The sequence below is a fragment of the Paenibacillus sp. 2TAF8 genome, from assembly GCF_052114825.1.
Classification (GTDB): domain Bacteria; phylum Bacillota; class Bacilli; order Paenibacillales; family Paenibacillaceae; genus Paenibacillus.
In genome coordinates this window covers 1-21,246 of the sequence record NZ_JBFRFN010000021.1, presented here as the reverse complement: position 1 = coordinate 21,246, position 21,246 = coordinate 1, and the positions used below count along the sequence as shown (strand labels likewise).

The window sequence follows — 21,246 nt, the reverse complement described above, 5'->3', positions numbered from 1 at the left end:
GTGGTCCTTCCATATACCTAGATATCATGACTGATTAAGGATTTCAGATATGGGGAACGTGCGTTCTTTTTCCTATGCCGAACAGGAGGTGGTTTGCACGATTGGGAATGGCATTGGGACTGGGGTTGGAAGAAGTTGCAAGTCATGCCGGGTATGGGTTAACATTCAGATTAGTGAAAGATGATACACCTTATACGGGAGGGATTTGGCATGCAAGAAGTGAAGCTGGTTGTAAATTACGATGACTATGAAGAAGGTATACGAATGGAGACACTTCTTCAAGATTTGGCAGCGAAACCGGAAGCGGCTACGCTGGAAAGTCTGATCATTGGAGATTGGGGACAAGCTTATGAAAATTCACCGCAGGAATTCAAAGATACGTTAATTCAGCTTGCACCAAGTTTTCCGGCTCTAAAACAATTGTTTATCGGAGATATGGAGTCGGAAGAGTGCGAAGTTTCCTGGATTGTTCAGACGAATCTTGCGCCAATTCTACAAGCTTTTCCGAATTTGACCTCGTTTGTGATCAAAGGCAGCAGCGGACTTGAACTGGAACCTCTCCAGCACAGCAAGCTGGAAGAATTAATCATTATCTGTGGCGGTCTTCCGAAGAAAGTGCTACATTCCATTGCGGCCGCTGAATTGCCTGAATTGCGCAAGCTCGAACTGTATCTGGGTGTGGAAGATTACGGATTTAACGGTTCATTAGAGGACGTACTGCCATTGCTTGAAAAAGGGCGTTTCCCTAAACTGGAGTACCTTGGTTTGAAGGACAGCGAAATACAGGATGAGATAGCCAAGGCTGTTGCAGATGCATCGATCTTGGAGCAGATTCAGATACTTGATTTCTCCGAAGGCACATTATCCGATGAAGGCGCAGAGGCGCTGCTTGCCAGCGATAAAATCAAACAATTAAAACATTTGAACCTGAGCTATCACTTCATGACGGACGAAATGATGGAGCGTTTTAAACAATCAGGCATGTCGGTGGATGTCAGTGACCAGCAAGAAATTGATGAGGATGACTGGCGTTTCCCGATGCTGACAGAATAAATGATGTTGCATGAAAAGGATCTATTATTAATCGGTCATCCAGGTAACCGACGAACGACAGGAATACAAGAAGCCAGAAGTCAAATGGGCATGAAACCTGCGACGGTGTTGCCTTATGAGAATCTGCTCCAAACCTGGAGACGGGGAGGCGGTCTTGCCGAACTTGTGAAATCCAGCTCACCTAGCCCGCTCATTCGGCTGGATGCTCCTGGGGAAGATTGGGAGGTAGAACGCGGGCTGTTACATCTCGGGGCAACCGACTACGAAGTATCGGATGGTAAGGTGCGGACTGATTCAGAGCCGAGCGTTAAGGGATCGAAGGCGTGCGTTGCAACTGATCTGCCGTCCTCCTTGCAAAAGGTGAAACGGGAATCTTTTTCCGCCGAAGCAGCGCTCATATTAGAACAACAGTGGGGTAGAATTTACGCACCGGCCCAATGGTTCAGAGGCTGGAAGATTTGTCTTGACCGGATTGCCCGAGAAGCGCGTGTAGTGTGGCCAGATGTGCAATTCTGGAACGATCCTGATGAGATTGGGATGATGTTTGATAAAAGAGAATGCCAGCTTCACCTCATGCGTTATGGAATTTCGGTGCCACCGATATTACCTTCTTCCGAGCCGATTAGGAGCTGGGAAATGTTACGAGCAGGGATGGATGCATCACGGATGCATCGCGTCTTTGTCAAGCTTGCCTGCGGCTCGGCTGCTTCTGGTGTGGTTGCATATCAGGTGAATCCGCGAACAGGTGCGGAGATCGCTGTGACAACTGTAGGTATGGAGACCCTCCAGGGTCGAACGATTTTTTATAACGAAGGGAAACTGCAGAAATATACTCGCCATGAGGAAATTCGTACGCTGCTGGACTGGCTTTGTGCTGAAGGGGCTCAAATTGAACGGTGGATGCCCAAAGCAACGCTGAATCAACGCGCTTATGATATTCGTCAACTTGTAGCGGCGGGGCAGGCTGGTCATGCGGTCATGCGCCTTAGCCATACACCAATCACCAATCTTCATCTACGGAATGAGCGGATGCTGCCAGCAGAAGCTGGTCTGAAGGAATCACATCTGTCCATGATTCAGAAGGCGGCTCAGGATACGATAAGAGTGTTCCCTAAATCATGGTCGGCAGGTATTGATGTGATGCTGACTAGCGGCATGAACCCTCGTGCGTACGTGCTGGATGTGAATCCGTTTGGAGACCTGTTATACCGAGTCAAATATGAAGGGATGAGCCCTTATGAATGGGAAATGAAGCTTTTGCGAAAGGAGCCTGTTAGACATGCCTGATATGAACACCATTGTAGGCTCCCATGACATCTTAATGATTACACTGGATACACTGCGATATGACGTTGCCAAGCTGGAGGAGCAACATTGCCCTAATCTGTGCGGCTCAGGTCCATGGGAAAAACGGCACACCCCCGGCAGCTTTACATATGCTGCGCATCATGCTTTTTTTGGCGGTTTTATGCCTACACCGGTGAATACAGATAAAGCATCTCATATCCGGTTGTTCCATTCTCGGAATACCGGACTTAAAACTCATCCTCACACCTGGTTGTTTGATACACCAGATATCGTGTCCGGATTTGCCGCTGAGGGGTATCGAACGATCTGTATCGGTGGCGTCATATTTTTTACGAAAAAGAATCCTCTCGCCAAAGTGCTGCCTGGTTATTTTCAGCAAAGTTATTGGCGCATGAATTTTGGGGTTACCAATCCAAGGTCAACAGAGAATCAAGTAAACCATGCGTTAAAGCTGCTTCATCAGACTGCTTTAGAAGAGAAGCTGTTTCTCTTCATAAACGTTTCCGCTATTCACGGCCCCAACCGATACTTCGTTGAGGGAGCCCGAGAGGACTCGGTAGAGACGCAGCGGGCTGCATTGCGATATGTGGACAAGGCGTTAGGACCTTTGTTTGAAGCGATGAGAAAACGCGAACGGCCAACGTTCTGTCTTGCTTTTTCTGACCATGGTACCGCCTACGGTGAGGATGGATATCACGGTCATCGTCTGGCACACGATGTCGTTTGGACGGTGCCGTACCGTGAATTTATTTTATAAGGAGGGAAGCCCGATGAGTGAGTATGCAGAGCGAACTACAGCAAGTGCCCCGCAATCTGGCTCCGATTCAACAGCGACTCTTCGTGAAGTGCTGAAATTCCCTTATCGTTCTTATCTGTACTCCTACCCGCATAAGACAGCGTATCGTGAACTGAATCCGCCGATTCCACTGCAATCTTTGTGGGAAAAGGAGGATACGGAAACTTACTTTTTATACATGCATATTCCTTTCTGTGCCGCTCGTTGCGGATTTTGCAATCTGTTCACATTGCCGGACAAAAGGCAGGATAGCCATGAGAAGTACGTGGATGCACTTGAACGTCAGGCAAAGCAGTGGGCGCCAATTACATCGCGTAGACCGTATTCACGTTTTGCTATTGGCGGGGGAACACCAACATTGTTGAATGAGTCGCAACTCAGCCGCTTATTCGACATTGCTGAGTATACGATGGGACTGGATTCGTCGCAGGCTTCTATTTCGGTGGAGACATCGCCTGACACGGTTACGGATGGGAAACTGAGCATTTTGAAGGAACGACGAGTGGATCGAGTAAGTATGGGGATTCAGAGCTTTATTGAAGCGGAGGCTTCTGCCATCTATCGTCCGCAAAAACCGCAGGAGGTAGAGCGGGCTCTCGAGAAGTTGGTTCGTTATGATTTCCCGCTGTTGAATCTGGATCTGATCTATGGTCTGCCAGGTCAAACCGTGGAAACATGGATCTATTCCCTTGAACGTGTGCTGGCCTATGATCCTGGTGAAATATTTATTTATCCGCTGTATACGCGGGAGAATACGATTGTGAAGCCAGAAGATATACAACGTCAAGGGCCCGATATTCGCATGGAACTGTACAAAGCTGCACGTGAGCTGTTAAAAAGCAAAGGATATGTGCAATATTCCATGCGTAGGTTTGCGAAGGAACAGTCTTCTGCCAAAATACTTTTACCCTACAGCTGTCAGGAAGAAGGTATGGTTGGTCTCGGATGTGGTGCTCGATCCTATACGAGCGAGGTGCATTATGCCTCAAAGTATGGTGTGACTTATAAAGCAACGCAGAGCATTATTGCCGATTATGTAAACGCTGAACGCTACGACATTGCAGATTATGGCATCGTATTAAACCTCGAAGAGCAGAGACGCCGATTCATTTTAAAAGCATTGCTACATCGGGAGGGACTCCTATTGTCCACCTACCAGGAGAGGTTTGGAACTGATGTTATGTCTGATTACCCTTGGCTAAACGAATTGCTGGCAGAAGAGATGGCAAGTTTCGATGTTGATGCTGGAGGGCGAGTGCTGCGTTTGACAGAGGAGGGGCTGGGATACTCTGATGCCATAGGAGATTGGCTTATCTCTGCGAAAATTCGGGAGCAGATGGAAGGATTTGTTTTCTCATGAAAGCGACCTTATATTATCGGGGGAAGTTGTCCTCCTGTAACTATGACTGTCCTTATTGCCCGTTTAGTAAAACAGTTGATTCCAAAGAAACGCTGAGTGTGGATGAACAACAGTTACGGCAATTTGTTAACTGGGTGAGGGAACAGGAGAGTCATGGGCATCGTTTTTCTATATTTTTCAACCCCTATGGAGAAGCCTTGGTGCGGCGATGGTATCGGGAAGCGATGGTTGAATTGTCACATATGGCCCATGTGGAAAAAGTAGCAATTCAGACGAACCTGTCAGTCAAACTGGACTGGGCACGTGAGTTGCATGTGGGCAAAGCCGCCTTCTGGGCAACATATCATCCCCGTGAGACGAAAGAGACAGCCTTTGTAAACCAATGTATGACTTTACGTGAGATGGGACTGTCTTTCAGTGTAGGTACGGTAGGTTTGCGCAGTGCGTTTCCAGCGATAGAAACCATGAGAAAAGCTCTGCCGGACGATGTATATATGTGGGTTAATGCGTTCAAAGATCGGCCCAAGTACTATACCCCGGACGAAATAAAGTTTCTCAAGGGAATCGACCCGTTGTTTGAAGGGAATCTGCAAGACTATGATAGTTTGGGCAAAAGCTGTGCCGCAGGATCAGATGTATTTTACGTGCAAGGCTCGGGACATGTGAAAAGGTGTTACAAGGATCGCCGCATCATTGGTCATCTCTATCGTGACGGCTTACAGGCTTTGGCGAAAGACCGACCTTGTAGTATGAAAAAATGCGGTTGTTATATCGGTTATATTCATATGCAGGATGCCCCGTTTAGAGAAACATTTGGCACAGGGCTGCTGGAACGGAATCCAGCCTTCATCCATCAATAAAAACATTTTTCAGTACGTACTTGTATCAAACCCAAAGGTTTGCTTGCGAGTGCACTGAAAGATGTTTTTTTGTTTTTTGCGATGAAAAAAATCACGATTCCCTCCTTTTGAATAGGTCTTGACTTTTTTATTTGCGAATTTTAAATATTTTTGATTCAAGTTTGGTTCAATTTGGGTTAGTATAAATTAGGAACAAAGACCTGCTTGATAGATGATATTAGCGTTTATAATATCGATTTATATCTTATTATAGGTCTTTAGTCTTTAATGTGGGAGGGGTAAATACGTCAAAGTGTATTTGGTTTTACATAATTTCATTGAACCTCAGGAGGAATTCAACGTGAAAAGGGTATCCATCAGTCAAAAATTGCTTATCGGTTTTTCATCCGTTCTATTGTTGTTGATAGCGGTTACATCTATTTCATACTTTCAATTTGTAAGCCTGGAGAAAACGTACACCGATTTAATAAATGATAGAACTAGCAAATTGCTTAAAATCAAAAACATGACAATTGATCTTAAATCACAACAAGTAGCTTTGAGGAATTACATCATGCAACCTGGTCAGAATAATGAGGATGCATTTCAGCAGGCGTATGAAGATTACATAACATTGAGCGAAGATTTAAAAGCGACAGTTGCAAGTGCCAATATGAAACAATATCTGGCAGACTCCAGCAAATTGATGAGCCAATATTATGAAATTTCAAAAAACATAATGTCTATGACCAAGCAAGGGAATGTGGAAGAAATATCTCAGTTGATGGAGAATACAGTCCCGCCGCTTATAACTGAATTTGAAAACATTGTTCAATCAATGGAAAATCATCAGCAAAAGGCAATGGATGAAGGAGTCGCTGCGGCCAATCAGCAAACAGCTACGGTCCTTCGATTAATCAGCATCCTTGGTATCATCTCTATTCTTATTGGCTTAGCAATCGCAATCATCATCGGCCGAATTATCGCCAAACCGGTACAGGCTGTTGCACAAGCCGCGAGCCGTATTGCGGAAGGTGACTTAACAGGGGAACCATTAAAGGTTCGTAACAAAGACGAGATTGGGGAGATGGCTGAGGCATTTAACTTGATGTCAGTTAATTTACGTAGGCTGATCCATCAGGTGAACGATGGTGCTGAACGAGTAGCAGCTTCATCTGAAGAATTAACGGCAAGTACAGAACAGACTGCTACAGCTAACGAACAAGTTGCTACGACAATGGGGGAGATTGCAGCAGGAATGGATTCGCAGGTCCGTATGGTCAGTGAAGGATTCCAGACGATGAATGAACTGGCAACCGGTTTCCGGCAAGTGGCTGAAAATACAACCGTTGTTTCGGAGCAGGCTGCAGAAGCATCTGCCCAGACGATCTCCGGTAGTGAATCCATTCGCTCAGCAGTGGGGCAGATGAATTCCATTCAGAACACGGTTTCGAGCCTTGCAGTAGTTATTGAAGAACTCAGTAAGCACTCGACAGATATTGTGAAAATGGTAGATGCAATCTCGGAAATATCTGCGCAAACGAATCTGTTATCTCTTAATGCAGCCATTGAAGCAGCAAGAGCTGGAGAGCACGGAAGAGGGTTTCAGGTTGTGGCTACCGAAGTTCGGAAGTTGTCAGAGCAGTCTGCACAGTCTGCAGGAGAAATCGTCGGACTTGTTTCTTCCATTGAGACAGGCATGAGGAATGCTGCGCTTTCGATGAGTGTGGTATCATCTGAGGTACAAGAAGGAATTCAGTTAGTGCATCAGGCAGGATCTACTTTTGACGAGATTCGATCTTCAGTGAGTGGTGTTGCAGGGCAGGCACAGGAGGTATCCGCTTCCATTGAACAGATGAATGCTGGTGTAGAGCAGATTAATGCCTCTATGAAATCAATCATGGACGTCACGGAGAACGCGGCTGCGGGCACAGAAGAAGTAAGTGCAACAACCGAAGAGCAATTGTCTGCAATGCAGGAAATTGCATCGGCTGCGAATGATCTTTCATCTATGGCGGAGGTATTGCAGCAGTCTGTTGCTCGTTTTAAAGTTTCTTAATTGAGGAAAAAAGAAATATGCGAAAATGCCCCTACGCCATGTCAATGGTGGATAGGGGCATTTTTAGTTGCTGAATTCTTGTTGGTGACCATCATTGTGCAGAATGGGTGCACCGTGTGTTCGAAAGTACAGATGAACTGAGGGTGAGTTATTTATCGGATGGCGACGCTGTAGGTCTTCAGCCAGCTATTGATTTGAGTCAAATAAGCAAACAATTGTGGCCCTGACATTAATTGTCCAAACCAAGGCAGATTCGAAGAGGCGTCCGGTGAAGAAGCGAGATTTCGAATCTGAACTTTGTCGATTAACGGCAAAATTGGCGATGATGGATCATCCAGTATTTCAAGCACCTGTTGCTTAACGGCTGCTAGATATTGAGGGTTATGTGTTTTGGGATAAGGGCTCTTTTTACGATATAAAACATCATCAGGCAGCACGCCTTCAAGTGCTTTTCGCAAAATGCCTTTCTCTCTTCCACCGGTAATTTTCATTTCCCAGGGAATGTTAAATACATATTGGATCAGACGATGATCACAATAAGGAACACGTACTTCTAATCCGGCGCCCATACTCATCCGGTCTTTGCGATCCAGCAGTGTAGGCATAAACCGGGTGATATTTAAATAAGACATCACACGCATCTGCGCTGTCTTTCCTGTTTCACCCTTCAGTAACGGAACCTCGGCAACGGCATCCGAATATCGATCTGCAAGGTAGTCAAGTGGTCTAATCCACTCGCGAATGTCTGGAGATAACAGTCCTGCCCGCATATCAGGTGCTACAGACCAGGGGAATGTACCTGAGTTCAGCATTTCATCCCGGTGAAACCAAGGATAACCCCCAAATACTTCATCAGCAGCTTCACCAGAGATGGCGACGGTGGCTCCCTTTTTGATCTCTTTACAGAACAGATACAAGGAAGAATCAACATCTGCCATGCCCGGCAGATCTCTTACCAGCATAGCCTGCGTCAGTGCGTGTACAAGCTCTCCATTTTCAATCTCAATCCAGTGGTGATCGGTTTTGAGCTCATCAACCATTCGCTGAATCCATGGACCATCGGCTCCGGGCTGGAAGGAATGTGCCTGAAAATGTTTAGCGTTATCCACATAATCAACCGAATACGTACTGACTTGGCCTTGCCCCGTCCGGTTGTAATAATCAACAGCCAAAGCAGACAAGGCGCTGGAGTCAAGGCCGCCGGATAAAAGAGAGCATACAGGAACGTCGGAGGCTAACTGGCGTTCTAACGTGTCCTGTAACAGACGACGTACTTCAGCTGCTGTCTCTTCCAGATTATGTTCATGTTTCACGGACTCGAGTTTCCAATAGGTATAGGTTTTAATCCCATTACGGCTAAAAATCATGGCGTGGGCAGGCTTCAGTTCATGTAATGAAGAGTAAACGCCGTGTCCTGGTGTTCGTGCAGGGCCTACAATAAATACTTCTGCGAGTCCCTCCGGTCCTACTGTAGCTTCCACATCCGGATGCAGAAGCAATGCTTTGGGTTCCGAACCAAATACGAGGCAATCCTTTGTATTACTGTAGAACAGAGGTTTCACGCCGAGGCGATCACGAGCGATGAAAACCTGTTCTCTTCCGCTGTCCCATATGGCAAAAGCAAAGATACCGTTAAACTTTTCTACACACACAGGCCCCCACTCGATATACGAGGCAAGTAGAACTTCTGTGTCACATTGGGTACGGAAATGATGCCCACGCTGAAGTAACGCTTTTTTCAATTCGGGTGCATTGTATAGTTCTCCGTTATACACAACGGTATAGGAGGTATCTCCCTGTAACGCATGCATGGGCTGTGCCCCGTTCTCTGGGTCCATTACGCTGAGGCGGCGATGTCCAAAAGCACAGGGGTTGGAAATCCATGTACCTGAAGCGTCGGGGCCGCGGTTCGACAAGCTATCCGTCATTCGGACGAGCAGCTCCGATTCCTGTGTCAAATCCCGATTCCACTGTACGAAGCCGGTTATACCGCACATGGTTTGTTCATCCTTTCTTGGTCGAGTCGTTCATCCGTATGCTGCTAAAAATCGTAAGCAACTAGCAAATGTTGTCTTTTTCGTCAGAGGTCGTAACAAATATATGCCGAATGCAGGCATAAAATGTCTGTCCTCTTCGGAAACTACATCTAGGGATAACAGCCTTTAGCTGGCTCTGAAGGGGAGAACATGCAATGGACAGAATCAACTACTACGTGTCTGTCATGGGTCGCTCCGTCATACCCGATTCAACTACAACGTCGTATGAATGGGTGATTCAGGCAACACCGCAGGAAGCCGAACATTTACTGGGATTGCTTTATCTTATGCAGGAAAAGGAAGAAGAAGCTTTTCCCGGAATGGTATTTCCTTGGCCGGATACGCCGGAACATGATGTGAACCGTGCTTATGAAGCCGTTTTGCAGCAAGTGTATCGGGAAATTTACCGATTAGGGACACCGGAGACAAGGCATCAGATCGAACAAAGTACTTGAACAGGCAAGCTAGATGATTGGAATGAAGCAAGTGAAAGTGATCAGAACAAAAGGAGAAGATAACGATGTATGCCATTCAGGATGCTAAAATACGCAGATTAACGGAAGTGGATGGAATGTCTTGTGCTGAAGTAGAGGTACAACCGGGTAATACAGGTGATCCGTCTTTACTTGTATATGTATCTAGGGCTCAGCCGGGCAATGAACTGCAGGTAGTGCGCATTGTGCGCAATCACTCAGATGGCGCGATCGACTGGTATAACAACAATATGCATACCGCTTTTGAAGATGCTACAGAAACAGCATTTGAAAATAGTGAGGGCATCACAGCAGAAGAGGACAAAGCACAGTTTCAAAGCAATCTGTTTGCCTTTGGTTTGCTTGGCCCAACACTGCAGCGATATTTGATTGGTCAGGGGTAAGCAGCTAGCGCAACTTGCACAAGTGATTGTGTTATTGCAATCAGCAGCAATGGAAAGAGAAAAAGATCTGAAAGTGAAGAGCGTACATTGAAGGGTTAGAGGACTGCAAGAAACAGGAAATGAAGTAGAGGAAGCACGAGTACAGAGAGTAATGGGACGTATTGGGAATTCAAGAGTAGTGATGGATAAACCCGCCGTAGCATCACGGCGGGTTTGTTGATAAGTGAGCGCATATTTTGTTTAAGGTGGGTTAGAGTGATCCAGTGATTCAGTAATATTCACGCAGAACCTGAATTCCTTTCACCACATTGTATACAAAGCTCAGGCCATAAATGACAAAGAACAAAACTACGAACCCGATCGCTGATCCCAAACTTTGGGCGGTCACAAAAAAATATAGCAACGGAATAGCTGCAAGAAACGGGAACACATGGGAGAAAAGAGCACGCTTTGCGTGTCCGGCGATGTATTCATCCCTCGCCACAATCCATACAATAATGGGGAACAGGAACGGGGCGAAGAAAATGCTGAAATAGGATAGGGACGATAAAAGTTGTCTCATAAATGTTCTCTCCTTCGATGGAATTTCACATGGTATGTATGCAAACCAATTACCCAGCTTGAGGGCTGCTGAATAACTATGCACTTCATATGGGTACAGGTACACGTGCAGACATAAGTACAGACATAAGTACAGGTAAAGATACGGTATATGTAAGTACTGACACAAGTCCAGAAATGTAGCAGGCATAGGATTTACATCAACAGAAATGTATAGATCCATATAGGCCTAGTGTTAAAAAGATGCTGTTGCGTACTGTGCTGCTATTCTCTCTGAAGGCTGCAGGGACTATCGTTAGTACTGATCGATAGTTACTCAATATTACCTCAATATGATTACCTTATTCGGCTTTTTGCTTTAGTATACATACTTATACGGTACTGGTTGTTATTAGGCTTCATTATTAATTTTTAATAAAACTATTGCTAAAAATAGAAATCGGAGTATAATAGAGATCGTGCCGAATTTTATTATACATATTTGTCTCAGTAGCTCAGCAGGATAGAGCAACGGCCTTCTAAGCCGTCGGTCGGGGGTTCGAATCCCTCCTGGGACGTCAAACAAGAAGCTTCCTTCGGGAAGATTCTTTGCGTTCTGGGGATGAGAACCCCCAAAGGTTCGTCGGAGCATCTACATCGATAGCATTCACTTCGCAGTCTCGACTGGAAGGAGAGTATCCCTCCTGGGACGTCAAACAAGAAGCTTCCTTCGGGAAGCTTTTTTGCGTTCAGGGAATGAGTCTCCTATAGGGAGAATGCTGTTCTTGGGAGAGAGTAAGCCATTTTACAGTGAGGTGGGCCCTCGCCCCCGTACCAATATAATTCTAACGATCACCAGAGACTCTATTTGCTCTACTTTCGGCATTTTGAACTTGTAACGATCATCAGAGAGCTTATTTTCTCGATTTAGGGCATTTTTTGTGCTTTTTCGAGTTTATTTAACTGAATAGCGTTTCTGAGGATCGTTAGAATTGAAAAAAACTTTTTCTTCACCTAATAAGGCTTCTCGTGATCGTTAGAAATTTAGTTCAACAAAAGAGGTAGGATACGCTGTCTATTCCTACGTTTAATATATACTACAGAGCAGTCTTCTTCCTCTTGTAAGCTCATCCTATATACTTGCTTTACACATCCTATCTATTTTGCTTACCTGTTGACGGGTACGAACCATGAAATGTAGATTGTTCTCCTTCATCGAGCGGGCTTTTAGGTCTGTTGATAGTGTTGATTGATTGTTTTTTCCTATAAGTTAAATAGATTGTATATATTTTATCAATAAAGGAATTTGTGCCACAATGAGGATATCAACAGTGAAAGCGACGGTGGAGCAGATGAAATCGATCAATCAGTGGCAGGCCGAAGAGTATGACAATCAACTGGCTTTTGTATCGGAGTATGGAAAAGGCCTCATCCCTTGGCTTCATCCGAAAGCAGGAGAATCCATTCTTGATCTTGGATGTGGAACTGGCGATTTAACACATGAGATTTCCCAATCAGGCGCAGAGGTGGCAGGCATAGATGCCTCTTCTGATATGATCAATCAAGCGAGGAAAAAGTTCCCTGGATTGGAGTTTTGGGAAGCGGATGGCCAGCAGTTTAAGACAGAGCGCCAGTATGATGCTGTTTTTTCCAACGCCGCGTTGCACTGGATGCGCAATCCACAAAATGTTGTAGACTGCGTATGGCTTGCCTTGAAGCCAGGAGGGCGATTTGTGGCCGAATTTGGCGGGAAAGGGAATGTGCAGATCATTGTGAATGCGGTGGAGGAAGTACTGGAACGGCATACAGGAATCAAGGCTTCGGAGCGTAATCCATGGTATTTTCCGACGATTGCACAATACAGTACTCTTTTGGAAAACAGAGGCTTTATGGTTCGACAGGCCTATCACTATGACCGTCCTACCAAACTAGCAGATGGGGAAGAGGGAATCATAGGCTGGTTGGCTCATTTTGGTGATGACTATTTCCAGGGATTCAGCTCCGAGCAGGTAGAGGAATGGTGCCATGAGATCAGCCGGATCGTGACTCCAAAATTGTGGAAAAATGATGCGATTTATGCTGATTACAAGCGCATTCGAATTGAAGCGTTTAAACCCGAAGCTAAGTAGGTGAATAACCGAAAAATATTGTTATATGAATTTATTGCTTTTAATTAGCTTAATTGGCAACATCTCTCCCCCCCCCCCATTTTCACCCCAGTAAGGGGTAGGCTAATCCCAATGAATCTTGAAACCTCTAATACAAATCATTTAAAACCATGCCTTTCTTTCGTTCAGAAAAGCATGGTTTTTCCTTGTTTTTGAACTGAATATTTAAAATTTAAATATCCAAACGACAAAAATATACAAATGCGAATACATATCGTTCTAAAGACCCATATAAGTAATTTCTATATCATAATGTAAGTATTTAGAAGGAATTTGTGATATTTTGGTAGAATAATTTACCAGGGGTCAAACATCTTGCAGATTGGCGGTGACATGGTCGAGAGTATTGCAGTGCTTCTAGCAACAAGATCCCATGTGGTGAGGCATATACACGAAGAAGGAGGGCATCGCCTTGAATAAACGATTGATATCTATGTTAATGAGTGTCCTAATGGTTTTTTCCCTTATCCTGCCTGCGGCCGGAGCCGCTTCTGCGGATTCCGCAATTGAACTTGAAAACACATTAAACAGCACCGAAGCAAAGCAAATGAGAGAGGTGCTTGCCGGTCGGGAAGCTCGAATTGCTGCAGATCCCTTTCTGGATAAAAGCCTGGAAGGTCTTGGCGGAGAGAACACACGGGTAATTGTTGAGCTTTCCAATAAACCTGTTGCTGTAGCACAAGGCGAATCAACCCTCTCAGGAAGATCATTCACCTCCTCGATGGAAACCAAGGCTGTGACTCAAGTTGAAGACCAACAACAGTCATTTGTACATAGCCTCACTCAGAAAAAAATTAAACACGAAGTACTGGACAATTATGCATATGCCCTTAATGGTGTATCCCTTGAAATAAAAGGGAATCAATTGGGACAATTGCTTCAAATACCAGGCGTAGTGAGTGTATACCCTGACTATGAAGTGACGCTTGCGCCTGACACAGGCGAGGTTAATCCTCATATGAAAGATACAGCGCCTTTTATCGGAGCTCCTGAAGTATGGGATCTAGGGTATAGAGGAAAAGGTGTGAAAGTTGGCGTTATTGATACCGGTATTGACTACAATCACCCGAATCTGCGCGATGCTTATAAAGGCGGATGGGATTTTGTAGATAACGATGATGATCCATATGAAGCGACCTATCAGGAATGGAAAGCATCAGGTCAGCCTGAGCTTAATGAAAGAGGGAGCTCTTATTATACTTCTCATGGTACACACGTTTCAGGTACGGTCGCTGCTCGTGAAGCGGGAGACTATGGGGTTGTCGGGATTGCTCCTGAAGCGGATATTTATGCGTACCGTGTTTTAGGGCCTTATGGCAATGGACAGACGTCTTGGGTACTCGGCGGAATTGATCGCTCAGTAGCGGACGGAATGGATGTCATCAACCTGTCGCTTGGTGCCGAAAATAATGATCCAAACTATGTCACTTCGGTTGCGTTGAATAATGCAATGCTGTCTGGAGTAGCTGCGGTTGTATCCAGTGGTAACAGTGGGCCTAGCCGTTATACTCTTGGTTCACCGGGTGCATCCGCTATGGCGATTACAGTAGGTAACTCTACAGGTCCTAGTCAGGTCATTACGGTGAACACACATTTCTGGATTGGTGAAGAAGGCGAGAAAACAGCGCCTGAGCAACAGCCAGTACCAGAAAATGAGCAAACTCCTGAACTGGGGAAGGCTCCTGAAACACAGGAGCCGGTCGCTACACCGGTAACCGCACCAGAAGGTGAGGCGGAAGCCACTACACCTGAAAGTGAAGCAGGAGAGGCTGCACCTGCACAGAATAGCGGCAATGCGACTGATGCTGATACAACGGATGCAACGTCATCTGATAAGTCACAACAAACTGCACAGCCTGAGAATGATCAGGCTACAGCACCAGAAGCGAATGTTGACAATGTAATGACGGACGAAGTTACTGCTCCAACGTCAGAGGTGACAGAGCCAACTGCACCAGCATCACCTACGAATAAGGAACAAACGCCTCTGTCATTGACCGAATCCGTGTACCGTCTGGATGTGATGGGCTGGAGTCTTGCAGCTGAACCTGAAGCAGTTTTGACAGATCGATATGATGTTGAATTTGCAGCTCTGGGTAAACCTGCTGATTTCGAAGGTAAGGATTTCGGGGGCAAAGTCGCGTTGATTCAACGCGGAGAACTTGCTTTTGTTGAAAAAATTGCCAATGCCAAAGCAGCAGGAGCCGTGGCAGTTATTGTGTATAACAATATTCCTGGTCCGATTGGCGTAAGTCTTGGTGACAACTTCGACCTGATTCCGACACTCAGCATGTCGAAGGAAGGTGGCGAAGTGATCAAAGCTGAACTGGATGCGGGTCAAGCAGTTGAAATTAGTTTCAGTGATTTCGAACGCAGTCAGACACCTGGGGATGAGATGAGTTCTTCCAGTTCCCGCGGACCTGCCAAGGTGACATTGGATATTAAACCGGATGTCGTTGCACCAGGTGCCAGCATTTTGTCGACCATTCCTGCCTATGGCAAAGATGAACCGGAAGCAGATTATGCGCAAGCGTATGATCGCAAAAGTGGAACAAGCATGGCAGCACCGCACGTAGCGGGTCTCGCTGCACTTCTTCTTGAAAAGCACCCGGACTGGACTGCTTTTGATGTCAAGGTTGCTCTGATGAATAATGCCAAAATCATGGATACAGTCAAATATGACGTGTTTGATCAGGGTGCAGGCCGCATTCAAGCGGTGAAATCCATTGATCCTGCCGCTTTTGTCAAAGTTATGGATGTGACCCAGTATACGGAGAGCGGTTCCGTAGTTGAAAAAGAAAACATCACGGGAAGTATCAACTATGGCAACTTTATGAGTACGGATGAAAAAACAGTAACCAAAACGATCAAGGTTCAGGCCTTGAACGGAAGTAACGGCGAGTATACGGTAAATGTGAATCCGACTCGTGCAGTGCCGGGGGTATCTGTTGCCGTTGATAAAACTTCATTCACCTTGAACGGGGAGGAAGATCTTGCTGTGACCATTACTGTTCCTCGTGGTGTTACTGCACTAACTGAGGCACAAGGTTACATTGAAATTACGAATGGAACAAATTCGTTTACGGTACCCTATGTGGCACACTTTAACGTGACATCCAGCGGAGTGAAGTATATTGAAACGGTCAAAGGGACTGCCAAAAATCCGTTTTACTATCCGTTGAAGGCAGACGGTTCACTGGACACGTTGAACGTTTCAATGGAGTTCTATAATCCAATGACATTTGCACTGATTGAAATTTATAACGGCCTTGATCCTGAGGGCGGTCATTATCAAGATGGTTACATCGGCTCGATCTTTGGGAATTATTATAATTTTAATGCAAATACAAAATACACGCTGGCTTGGGATGGCCAGTATTCGGATTACACTACGGAAGAAGTCACTGAAATTCCGGACGGATTGTATACAGTGGATATCACTTCGATTGGTGCGGACGGCAAGACTTATAAAAAAGATACACCTCCGTTTTTGGTTAAAAAGACAGCTCCGGCAGTAACTGCTCCAGAATCACTAGAGTTCAAAGCAGAGGATGCGGTCGTGATTAACGGTACGGTGGATGATCTGTATTTCCGCGCTGCACCTGCACTGGCTAAAGGGTGGAGCATTACCCTTGATCCGACGAAAGCGCTGGAAGCTACCTACGTGGTGAAAAAGGAAGATGGCTCCACGTTGAAAGAAGGCACGTTTAATGTTCAGGCAGACGCCAGCTTCCGATATGCATTGGAGGGTGTCGAAGGTGGTACGTATACTGTTGAGACTACGGTAAAAGACGAACAAGGTCTTGCTGGTACGGCGAGCACTACCATTACAGTGGAATCTGTGCAGACTGAACCTGAAACACCAGCTACGAAAGCACCTGGAACACCTACGTTGTCCCACAATAACGGCTTTGTGAACGGTCTGTTAGGGGGCGACTACACGGTGTCCATGAACATGTGGTGGGGTGAAAATGCAACGAGCTATAAGCTGTATGAGGATGGCGTATTGGTTGATTCGCAAAAATTGACCTATAACGCACCTTGGGCACAGTTTGCTCAAACGAAAATTAAAGGCAAAACCAATGGCACCTACACTTATGTTGCCGAGCTGGCCAATGACAAGGGCATTACGCGCAGTCAGACGCTGACTGTACGGGTGACCGATGCACTGCCTGGCAAAGCGGTGCTCTCCCATGATAACTGGGATGTGGACGGCAACTACAAGGTGATGATGAACTTGTGGTGGGGAACGAATGCGACCGAGTATCGTCTTTACGAGAATGATGAGTTGATTGATACACAGTCACTCAAAGCTACAACGCCTCTGCCTCAATTTGCTGTAACCGCAGTAAAAGGCAAAGCATCTGGTACGTATACGTACCGTGCCGAGCTGGTTAACGCTGCCGGAGTGACAAACACCAATACCATTACGGTGAAGGTGAAGTGAACGCGGTAAGAGCATGTTGTCTGAAAAAGTAAAACCCTCGCTCGTCCCGGCGTTAAGCCGGTGACCAGGGCGGCAGCGAGATATGAGAAATGGTCTCCCCTGTGCAGTGTACAGTGAGAGGCCATTTCTTATTGTTTGCTTACAGGGAGGGATGATGTTTATTTATCCATATATAATTGGTGAATTGCAGCTTTTGTCCATTCATTTCAAATTCTTCATCACTAGTCACTGTATGCTTGAACCCATTTTGCATTAGAACTTTTTGAGATGCTATATTGTGGGTGGTCGTTTTGGCATGAACCTCTTTTATATCTAAATCAATGATTGTTTGGAGTAATAATTTTAATGCTTGTTTCGCGATACCTTTCCCGGTGTGGATTTTTCCTACTCTATAACCGAGAAATCCTATTCTATTTGAAAAGTTGATATCCACTAAATTTATTCTTCCAAGAATAGAACGATCTTCATCTTTTATTAAATAAAAATATGAGAGCCCTTTAGCTTGCTCATCAAGCAGCAGTTCACTTTTTACTCTGAAAACCTCTGGTCTGTAATAATCATCTCCTCGAGATGGTATCATTTCCTCGAAAAAAGTTCTGTTTTCAATTTCAAATTTATATAAGTTCTCAAAGTCGGTGTCTTTTAACTTCTCAATGACGAGTTTCATGATTCCTCCTCCAATTTACTTAAAGTAAATACTACAAAGTTGCTTATGTAGATCAAATTTAGGCTACGGTTCGAATATATGTTGATCTCGCACCTTCTATTTTATTGCATATAAGTTTTATATAGCTAGTATAACACTCCTGTTCCGTAAACGATCATCAGGGGAAGGTCTCCTGTAAAGAAGTCTAATCAGATTGTGCTTCCGGAAAAGTGAAGCCTTCGCTCGTCCCGGCGTTAAGCCGGTGACTAGGGCGACAGTGAGATATGAGAAATGGCCTCCCCTGTGCAATGTTCAGGAAGAGGCCATTTTTTGTTGCTTGCTTACAGGGAGGGAACGAGATCCGCTCTCCTGGTGGTTTATTTTTCAAACTAAGCTCTGTTAAATTTTATTGTTGATTTTCGATAATGCCTTATTCAACTAAACACCTGATTCGAGAGGGTTAAAAAGAATACAGTTCTTTTATTTTTTCTAAGGGTAATTTATTACGCATATCAACAAAGTAAGGTAACTGCCATTCTTGAGTTTTCATCGCTTGTTTATTACTTGGACTATCCCAGTTAGGATAAACTCTTATTGCCATTTTGCCCTTTGTTGAAGTAGACCTAAGAATGTTCTGTTTTAGAAGAACTTCTTTTGGGAAAATAAATTGACCAAACTCATTTTCATTTTTAAAGGTTGTTACAATTAATAAATCAGGAGCTTCCTCATATAGATAGGGTTGATTTTTATTATTTTCGTCCTTTTCCCAAAATACAACAAACTGACCTACTTTGGTGGGAGTTATATTAGCAACTCTGAATCGAACTGTTTTAGAAGATAAATTAAATGTACCAGCAGCATAGTTAGAATTTTGTTTTTCTTCTTGGACAGATTCCGCAGTTAAATCAATTGTCTCGTAAATCATTTTACTTACATAATTTAGTGCTGTATAAAAATCATCCATTATTCCACCCTCCTTATAATTCTACAACCTGGCTCTGATTGTTGAACGCCAGTTAATCATTGATTTTCAACAACTAATTTTAACAAAGTCAAAAACTAAGAAACAGTTCGGTCTTTGCTCGCCTGAAGTCCTGTCATAAGAAGACCAATCGCAAGCAGAACCTGTACGAGCAGCGGGAGAGTCCATCCATTGGTCCAGTCATGCATTAAGCCAAATAGTAATGGACCTCCTGCCGCAAGCATATAACCGAAGGATTGAGCCATTCCGGAAAGACTTGCAGCCTCTCGCGCATGATTGGTGCGAAGAACAAAAAACATCGTAACCAGCCCAAATGAGGCCCCGGCACCAATACCGGCTAGAGCAACCCCGATGGTGACGAGGGCCGGTACTTCGCTGAAAAGTAATGCATATCCGATAATGAGACACAAACACGTTATGGTGGTCAGCATTCGCTGATTTTGCGTTTTTCCGGCTAGGATCGGAACAATAAAAGTAACAGGTACGCTAATCATTTGCATCAGAGACAACATCCAGCCAGCCGAAGCAGCGCTGAATCCCTGATCCGCGAGAATCTCGGGAAGCCAAGTTATCGTTGTATAAAAGATTAACGACTGGATGCCCATGAACAACGTCACGAACCAAGCGAGAGAAGAGGTACGTAAACGTGCAGGTGCGTTTTCGCTCTGAGAAGTAACATATAACATCTGTTTGCGTCCTCTCCCTGCCCGCGGAAGCCATAGAACTACAGCCAGCAGGGACAGAATGGACCACATCCCCAATGAAGCCCTCCAGCCAAGCGGTACGGTTGTTGCCACGGGGACACTGAGGCCTGAGGAGATCGAAGCAAACATGTTCATCGAAACCGAGTACAGTCCGGTGACGATGCCAACACGTAACGGGAAATCACGTTTGATCAGACTCGGCAGGAGTACATTGCTAAGGGCGATACCACATCCCAAAATAGCTGTCCCCGCATATAGAGCCAAAACGGAAGGGAGTAAGCGTAAAGTGATTCCGCCAGTAACAATAATCACAGCAAGCAGCAGAGCGGTCTCCAACCCAAAACGTTTCGCAAGACGCGGAGCAAAAGGTGAAACAGCTGCAAAGGCAATCAAAGGCAGTGAGGTTAGCAGACCCGCCATAGTATGGCCAATCCCTGTGTCGGAGCGAATTAAGTCCACGACAGGGCCAGTGGCTGTGATGGGTGACCGCATGGTAGCGGCGATGACGATAATTCCAGCGAGTGACATCCCGAGTTTTTGAGAGGTTTGTTTAGAAGGTTTATCTCCCCCTGAAGCGATGGAATGCTGCTGTTGTGTAGGTGATGACATAATTAATCTCCTGTTTCTAGTAGGTTGAGTGGATGGTGCGTGAGTTTGTTTTGTTGGGATAATCCGACGAACGCTTTAGTCCAATGGGATAAGAACAAGAAGGCATGCACAAGTGGATCTTATTTTATTTAATAATCAATTGTTGATTACGAGTCGGACCGGTGTGAACAAGCAAAAATCCTAGAACTACAGGATGCTTCCAAATTCCTCATTTTAAAATAACTTGCTTTTACGTCGATAGAGATGACCATGGATGAGGTGAATGAAGTAGATGGAACTTATTAAAGTGATTTATTTAGAGTACCTAAGTGAGTGTGAAAAATTTGGATAAAAGATTCGAATAGTAAAAGCAATGCAACGATGACAGGAGAAGAATAAGTCACATTAAAATGGCAGATTTTAGTCATCAGTCATCAGCCAGTCGCTAAGTATGACCTTAAAAGGAAGTGATATGCACGGATTGGCACAATATCCATTAAACAAGCATAACATTGTGTGTCAATATGGGGTAATGAAATGTAAAACTTAACAGATGTGTGTCTCTAGGCTCAAGTCGAATGGCATATAGTAGAGAATTAGTGAAGTAGTAGAAAAATGCTTTGGCTGGATGAATTAGAGCACTGGATTGTCAACATTAAATCAGACCACTTTTTTAAGGGCTTCTTGGCGATATTGAACAGGCGTCAAATATCCCAGCGATCCATGAATTCGATGCCTGTTAAACCAGTTGACGTAGTCGTATAATTCCAGTTCTAAATGACGAAGGCTTCTAAATTCCATCTGGTACATAAACTCCGTTTTCATGACCTTGTAGGTGGCTTC

16 protein-coding genes and 1 tRNA gene are annotated in these 21,246 nt (G+C 45.0%); 11 read left to right on the top strand and 6 right to left on the bottom strand.

Going from position 1 to position 21,246, the window contains the following annotated elements; all coding sequences use genetic code 11:
* The first annotated feature begins 210 nt into the window (after positions 1–210).
* The 6 genes from AB4Z30_RS23825 to AB4Z30_RS23800 all read left to right on the top strand — a co-directional run bounded on the left by AB4Z30_RS23825 (position 211) and on the right by AB4Z30_RS23800 (position 7,415).
* The gene (locus tag AB4Z30_RS23825) at positions 211–1,053 is read left to right on the top strand and encodes an STM4015 family protein (RefSeq protein WP_441929923.1); all 843 of its coding nucleotides are present in this window, start codon (positions 211–213) and stop codon (positions 1,051–1,053) included.
* A complete protein-coding gene (locus AB4Z30_RS23820; protein WP_441929922.1) occupies positions 1,054–2,340 on the top strand; it encodes an STM4014 family protein in 1,287 nt (428 codons plus the stop codon).
* Complete coding sequence (locus AB4Z30_RS23815; RefSeq protein WP_441929921.1) at positions 2,333–3,118, top strand: STM4013/SEN3800 family hydrolase; 786 nt, start codon at positions 2,333–2,335, stop codon at positions 3,116–3,118. Before AB4Z30_RS23820 ends, AB4Z30_RS23815 begins: the two co-directional genes overlap by 8 nt.
* 13 nt (positions 3,119–3,131) lie before the next feature.
* Positions 3,132–4,517 carry an STM4012 family radical SAM protein gene (locus AB4Z30_RS23810; protein WP_441929920.1) on the top strand — a complete coding sequence of 462 codons (1,386 nt, stop codon included), beginning with the start codon at positions 3,132–3,134 and terminating at the stop codon, positions 4,515–4,517.
* Positions 4,514–5,377 (top strand): STM4011 family radical SAM protein, encoded by an 864-nt coding sequence (locus AB4Z30_RS23805; protein ID WP_441929919.1) that lies wholly within the window; start codon positions 4,514–4,516, stop codon positions 5,375–5,377. Before AB4Z30_RS23810 ends, AB4Z30_RS23805 begins: the two co-directional genes overlap by 4 nt.
* Positions 5,378–5,717: 340 nt before the next feature.
* The gene (locus tag AB4Z30_RS23800; RefSeq protein ID WP_441929918.1) at positions 5,718–7,415 is read left to right on the top strand and encodes a methyl-accepting chemotaxis protein; all 1,698 of its coding nucleotides are present in this window, start codon (positions 5,718–5,720) and stop codon (positions 7,413–7,415) included.
* Positions 7,416–7,567: 152 nt separating this feature from the next.
* On the opposite strand, the gene asnB is transcribed toward AB4Z30_RS23800, so the two are convergent.
* Positions 7,568–9,412: an asparagine synthase (glutamine-hydrolyzing) gene (asnB, locus tag AB4Z30_RS23795; protein ID WP_441929917.1), complete on the bottom strand. Its 1,845-nt coding sequence runs from the start codon at positions 9,410–9,412 to the stop codon at positions 7,568–7,570.
* 194 nt (positions 9,413–9,606) lie between these two features.
* On the opposite strand from asnB, the gene AB4Z30_RS23790 reads away from it, so the two are divergent.
* The gene (locus AB4Z30_RS23790) at positions 9,607–9,906 is read left to right on the top strand and encodes a hypothetical protein (RefSeq protein WP_441929916.1); all 300 of its coding nucleotides are present in this window, start codon (positions 9,607–9,609) and stop codon (positions 9,904–9,906) included.
* A 65-nt stretch (positions 9,907–9,971) separates the two neighbouring features.
* On the top strand, positions 9,972–10,328 hold the full coding sequence (locus tag AB4Z30_RS23785) for a hypothetical protein (protein ID WP_441929915.1): 357 nt from the start codon (positions 9,972–9,974) through the stop codon (positions 10,326–10,328).
* A 268-nt stretch (positions 10,329–10,596) separates the two neighbouring features.
* On the opposite strand, the gene AB4Z30_RS23780 is transcribed toward AB4Z30_RS23785, so the two are convergent.
* Positions 10,597–10,890, bottom strand: coding sequence for a DUF4870 domain-containing protein (locus tag AB4Z30_RS23780; RefSeq protein ID WP_441929914.1), 294 nt, complete (start codon positions 10,888–10,890; stop codon positions 10,597–10,599).
* A 482-nt stretch (positions 10,891–11,372) separates the two neighbouring features.
* Between AB4Z30_RS23780 and AB4Z30_RS23775 the strand changes: the two genes are divergently transcribed.
* From AB4Z30_RS23775 to AB4Z30_RS23765, 3 genes are all read left to right on the top strand, one after another.
* Positions 11,373–11,446 (top strand) — tRNA-Arg (locus AB4Z30_RS23775).
* Between the two features lie 738 nt (positions 11,447–12,184).
* Positions 12,185–12,997, top strand: a complete 813-nt coding sequence (locus AB4Z30_RS23770) for a class I SAM-dependent methyltransferase (protein WP_441929913.1) — start codon at positions 12,185–12,187, stop codon at positions 12,995–12,997.
* A gap of 451 nt (positions 12,998–13,448) precedes the next feature.
* Positions 13,449–17,483 (top strand): S8 family serine peptidase, encoded by a 4,035-nt coding sequence (locus tag AB4Z30_RS23765; RefSeq protein WP_441929912.1) that lies wholly within the window; start codon positions 13,449–13,451, stop codon positions 17,481–17,483.
* A 139-nt stretch (positions 17,484–17,622) separates the two neighbouring features.
* Here AB4Z30_RS23765 and AB4Z30_RS23760 read toward each other — a convergent pair whose 3' ends face one another.
* The 4 genes from AB4Z30_RS23760 to AB4Z30_RS23745 all read right to left on the bottom strand — a co-directional run.
* Positions 17,623–18,150 carry a GNAT family N-acetyltransferase gene (locus AB4Z30_RS23760; RefSeq protein WP_441929911.1) on the bottom strand — a complete coding sequence of 176 codons (528 nt, stop codon included), beginning with the start codon at positions 18,148–18,150 and terminating at the stop codon, positions 17,623–17,625.
* A gap of 439 nt (positions 18,151–18,589) precedes the next feature.
* Positions 18,590–19,093 (bottom strand): MepB family protein, encoded by a 504-nt coding sequence (locus tag AB4Z30_RS23755; protein WP_441929910.1) that lies wholly within the window; start codon positions 19,091–19,093, stop codon positions 18,590–18,592.
* Between the two features lie 95 nt (positions 19,094–19,188).
* Positions 19,189–20,424 (bottom strand): CynX/NimT family MFS transporter, encoded by a 1,236-nt coding sequence (locus AB4Z30_RS23750; protein ID WP_441929909.1) that lies wholly within the window; start codon positions 20,422–20,424, stop codon positions 19,189–19,191.
* Between the two features lie 639 nt (positions 20,425–21,063).
* Positions 21,064–21,246 (bottom strand): IS3 family transposase (locus tag AB4Z30_RS23745; protein WP_441927559.1); only part of this gene is annotated, 183 nt, incomplete at its 5' end.

Coding starts and splice junctions, on each gene's coding strand:
- AB4Z30_RS23825 (WP_441929923.1), top strand. CDS start 211: ATGCAAGAAGTGAAGCTGGTTGTAAATTACGATGACTATGAAGAAGGT.
- AB4Z30_RS23820 (WP_441929922.1), top strand. CDS start 1,054: ATGATGTTGCATGAAAAGGATCTATTATTAATCGGTCATCCAGGTAAC.
- AB4Z30_RS23815 (WP_441929921.1), top strand. CDS start 2,333: ATGCCTGATATGAACACCATTGTAGGCTCCCATGACATCTTAATGATT.
- AB4Z30_RS23810 (WP_441929920.1), top strand. CDS start 3,132: ATGAGTGAGTATGCAGAGCGAACTACAGCAAGTGCCCCGCAATCTGGC.
- AB4Z30_RS23805 (WP_441929919.1), top strand. CDS start 4,514: ATGAAAGCGACCTTATATTATCGGGGGAAGTTGTCCTCCTGTAACTAT.
- asnB (WP_441929917.1), bottom strand. CDS start 9,412: ATGTGCGGTATAACCGGCTTCGTACAGTGGAATCGGGATTTGACACAG.
- AB4Z30_RS23790 (WP_441929916.1), top strand. CDS start 9,607: ATGGACAGAATCAACTACTACGTGTCTGTCATGGGTCGCTCCGTCATA.
- AB4Z30_RS23785 (WP_441929915.1), top strand. CDS start 9,972: ATGTATGCCATTCAGGATGCTAAAATACGCAGATTAACGGAAGTGGAT.
- AB4Z30_RS23780 (WP_441929914.1), bottom strand. CDS start 10,890: ATGAGACAACTTTTATCGTCCCTATCCTATTTCAGCATTTTCTTCGCC.
- AB4Z30_RS23770 (WP_441929913.1), top strand. CDS start 12,185: ATGAGGATATCAACAGTGAAAGCGACGGTGGAGCAGATGAAATCGATC.
- AB4Z30_RS23760 (WP_441929911.1), bottom strand. CDS start 18,150: ATGAAACTCGTCATTGAGAAGTTAAAAGACACCGACTTTGAGAACTTA.
- AB4Z30_RS23755 (WP_441929910.1), bottom strand. CDS start 19,093: ATGGATGATTTTTATACAGCACTAAATTATGTAAGTAAAATGATTTAC.
- AB4Z30_RS23750 (WP_441929909.1), bottom strand. CDS start 20,424: ATGTCATCACCTACACAACAGCAGCATTCCATCGCTTCAGGGGGAGAT.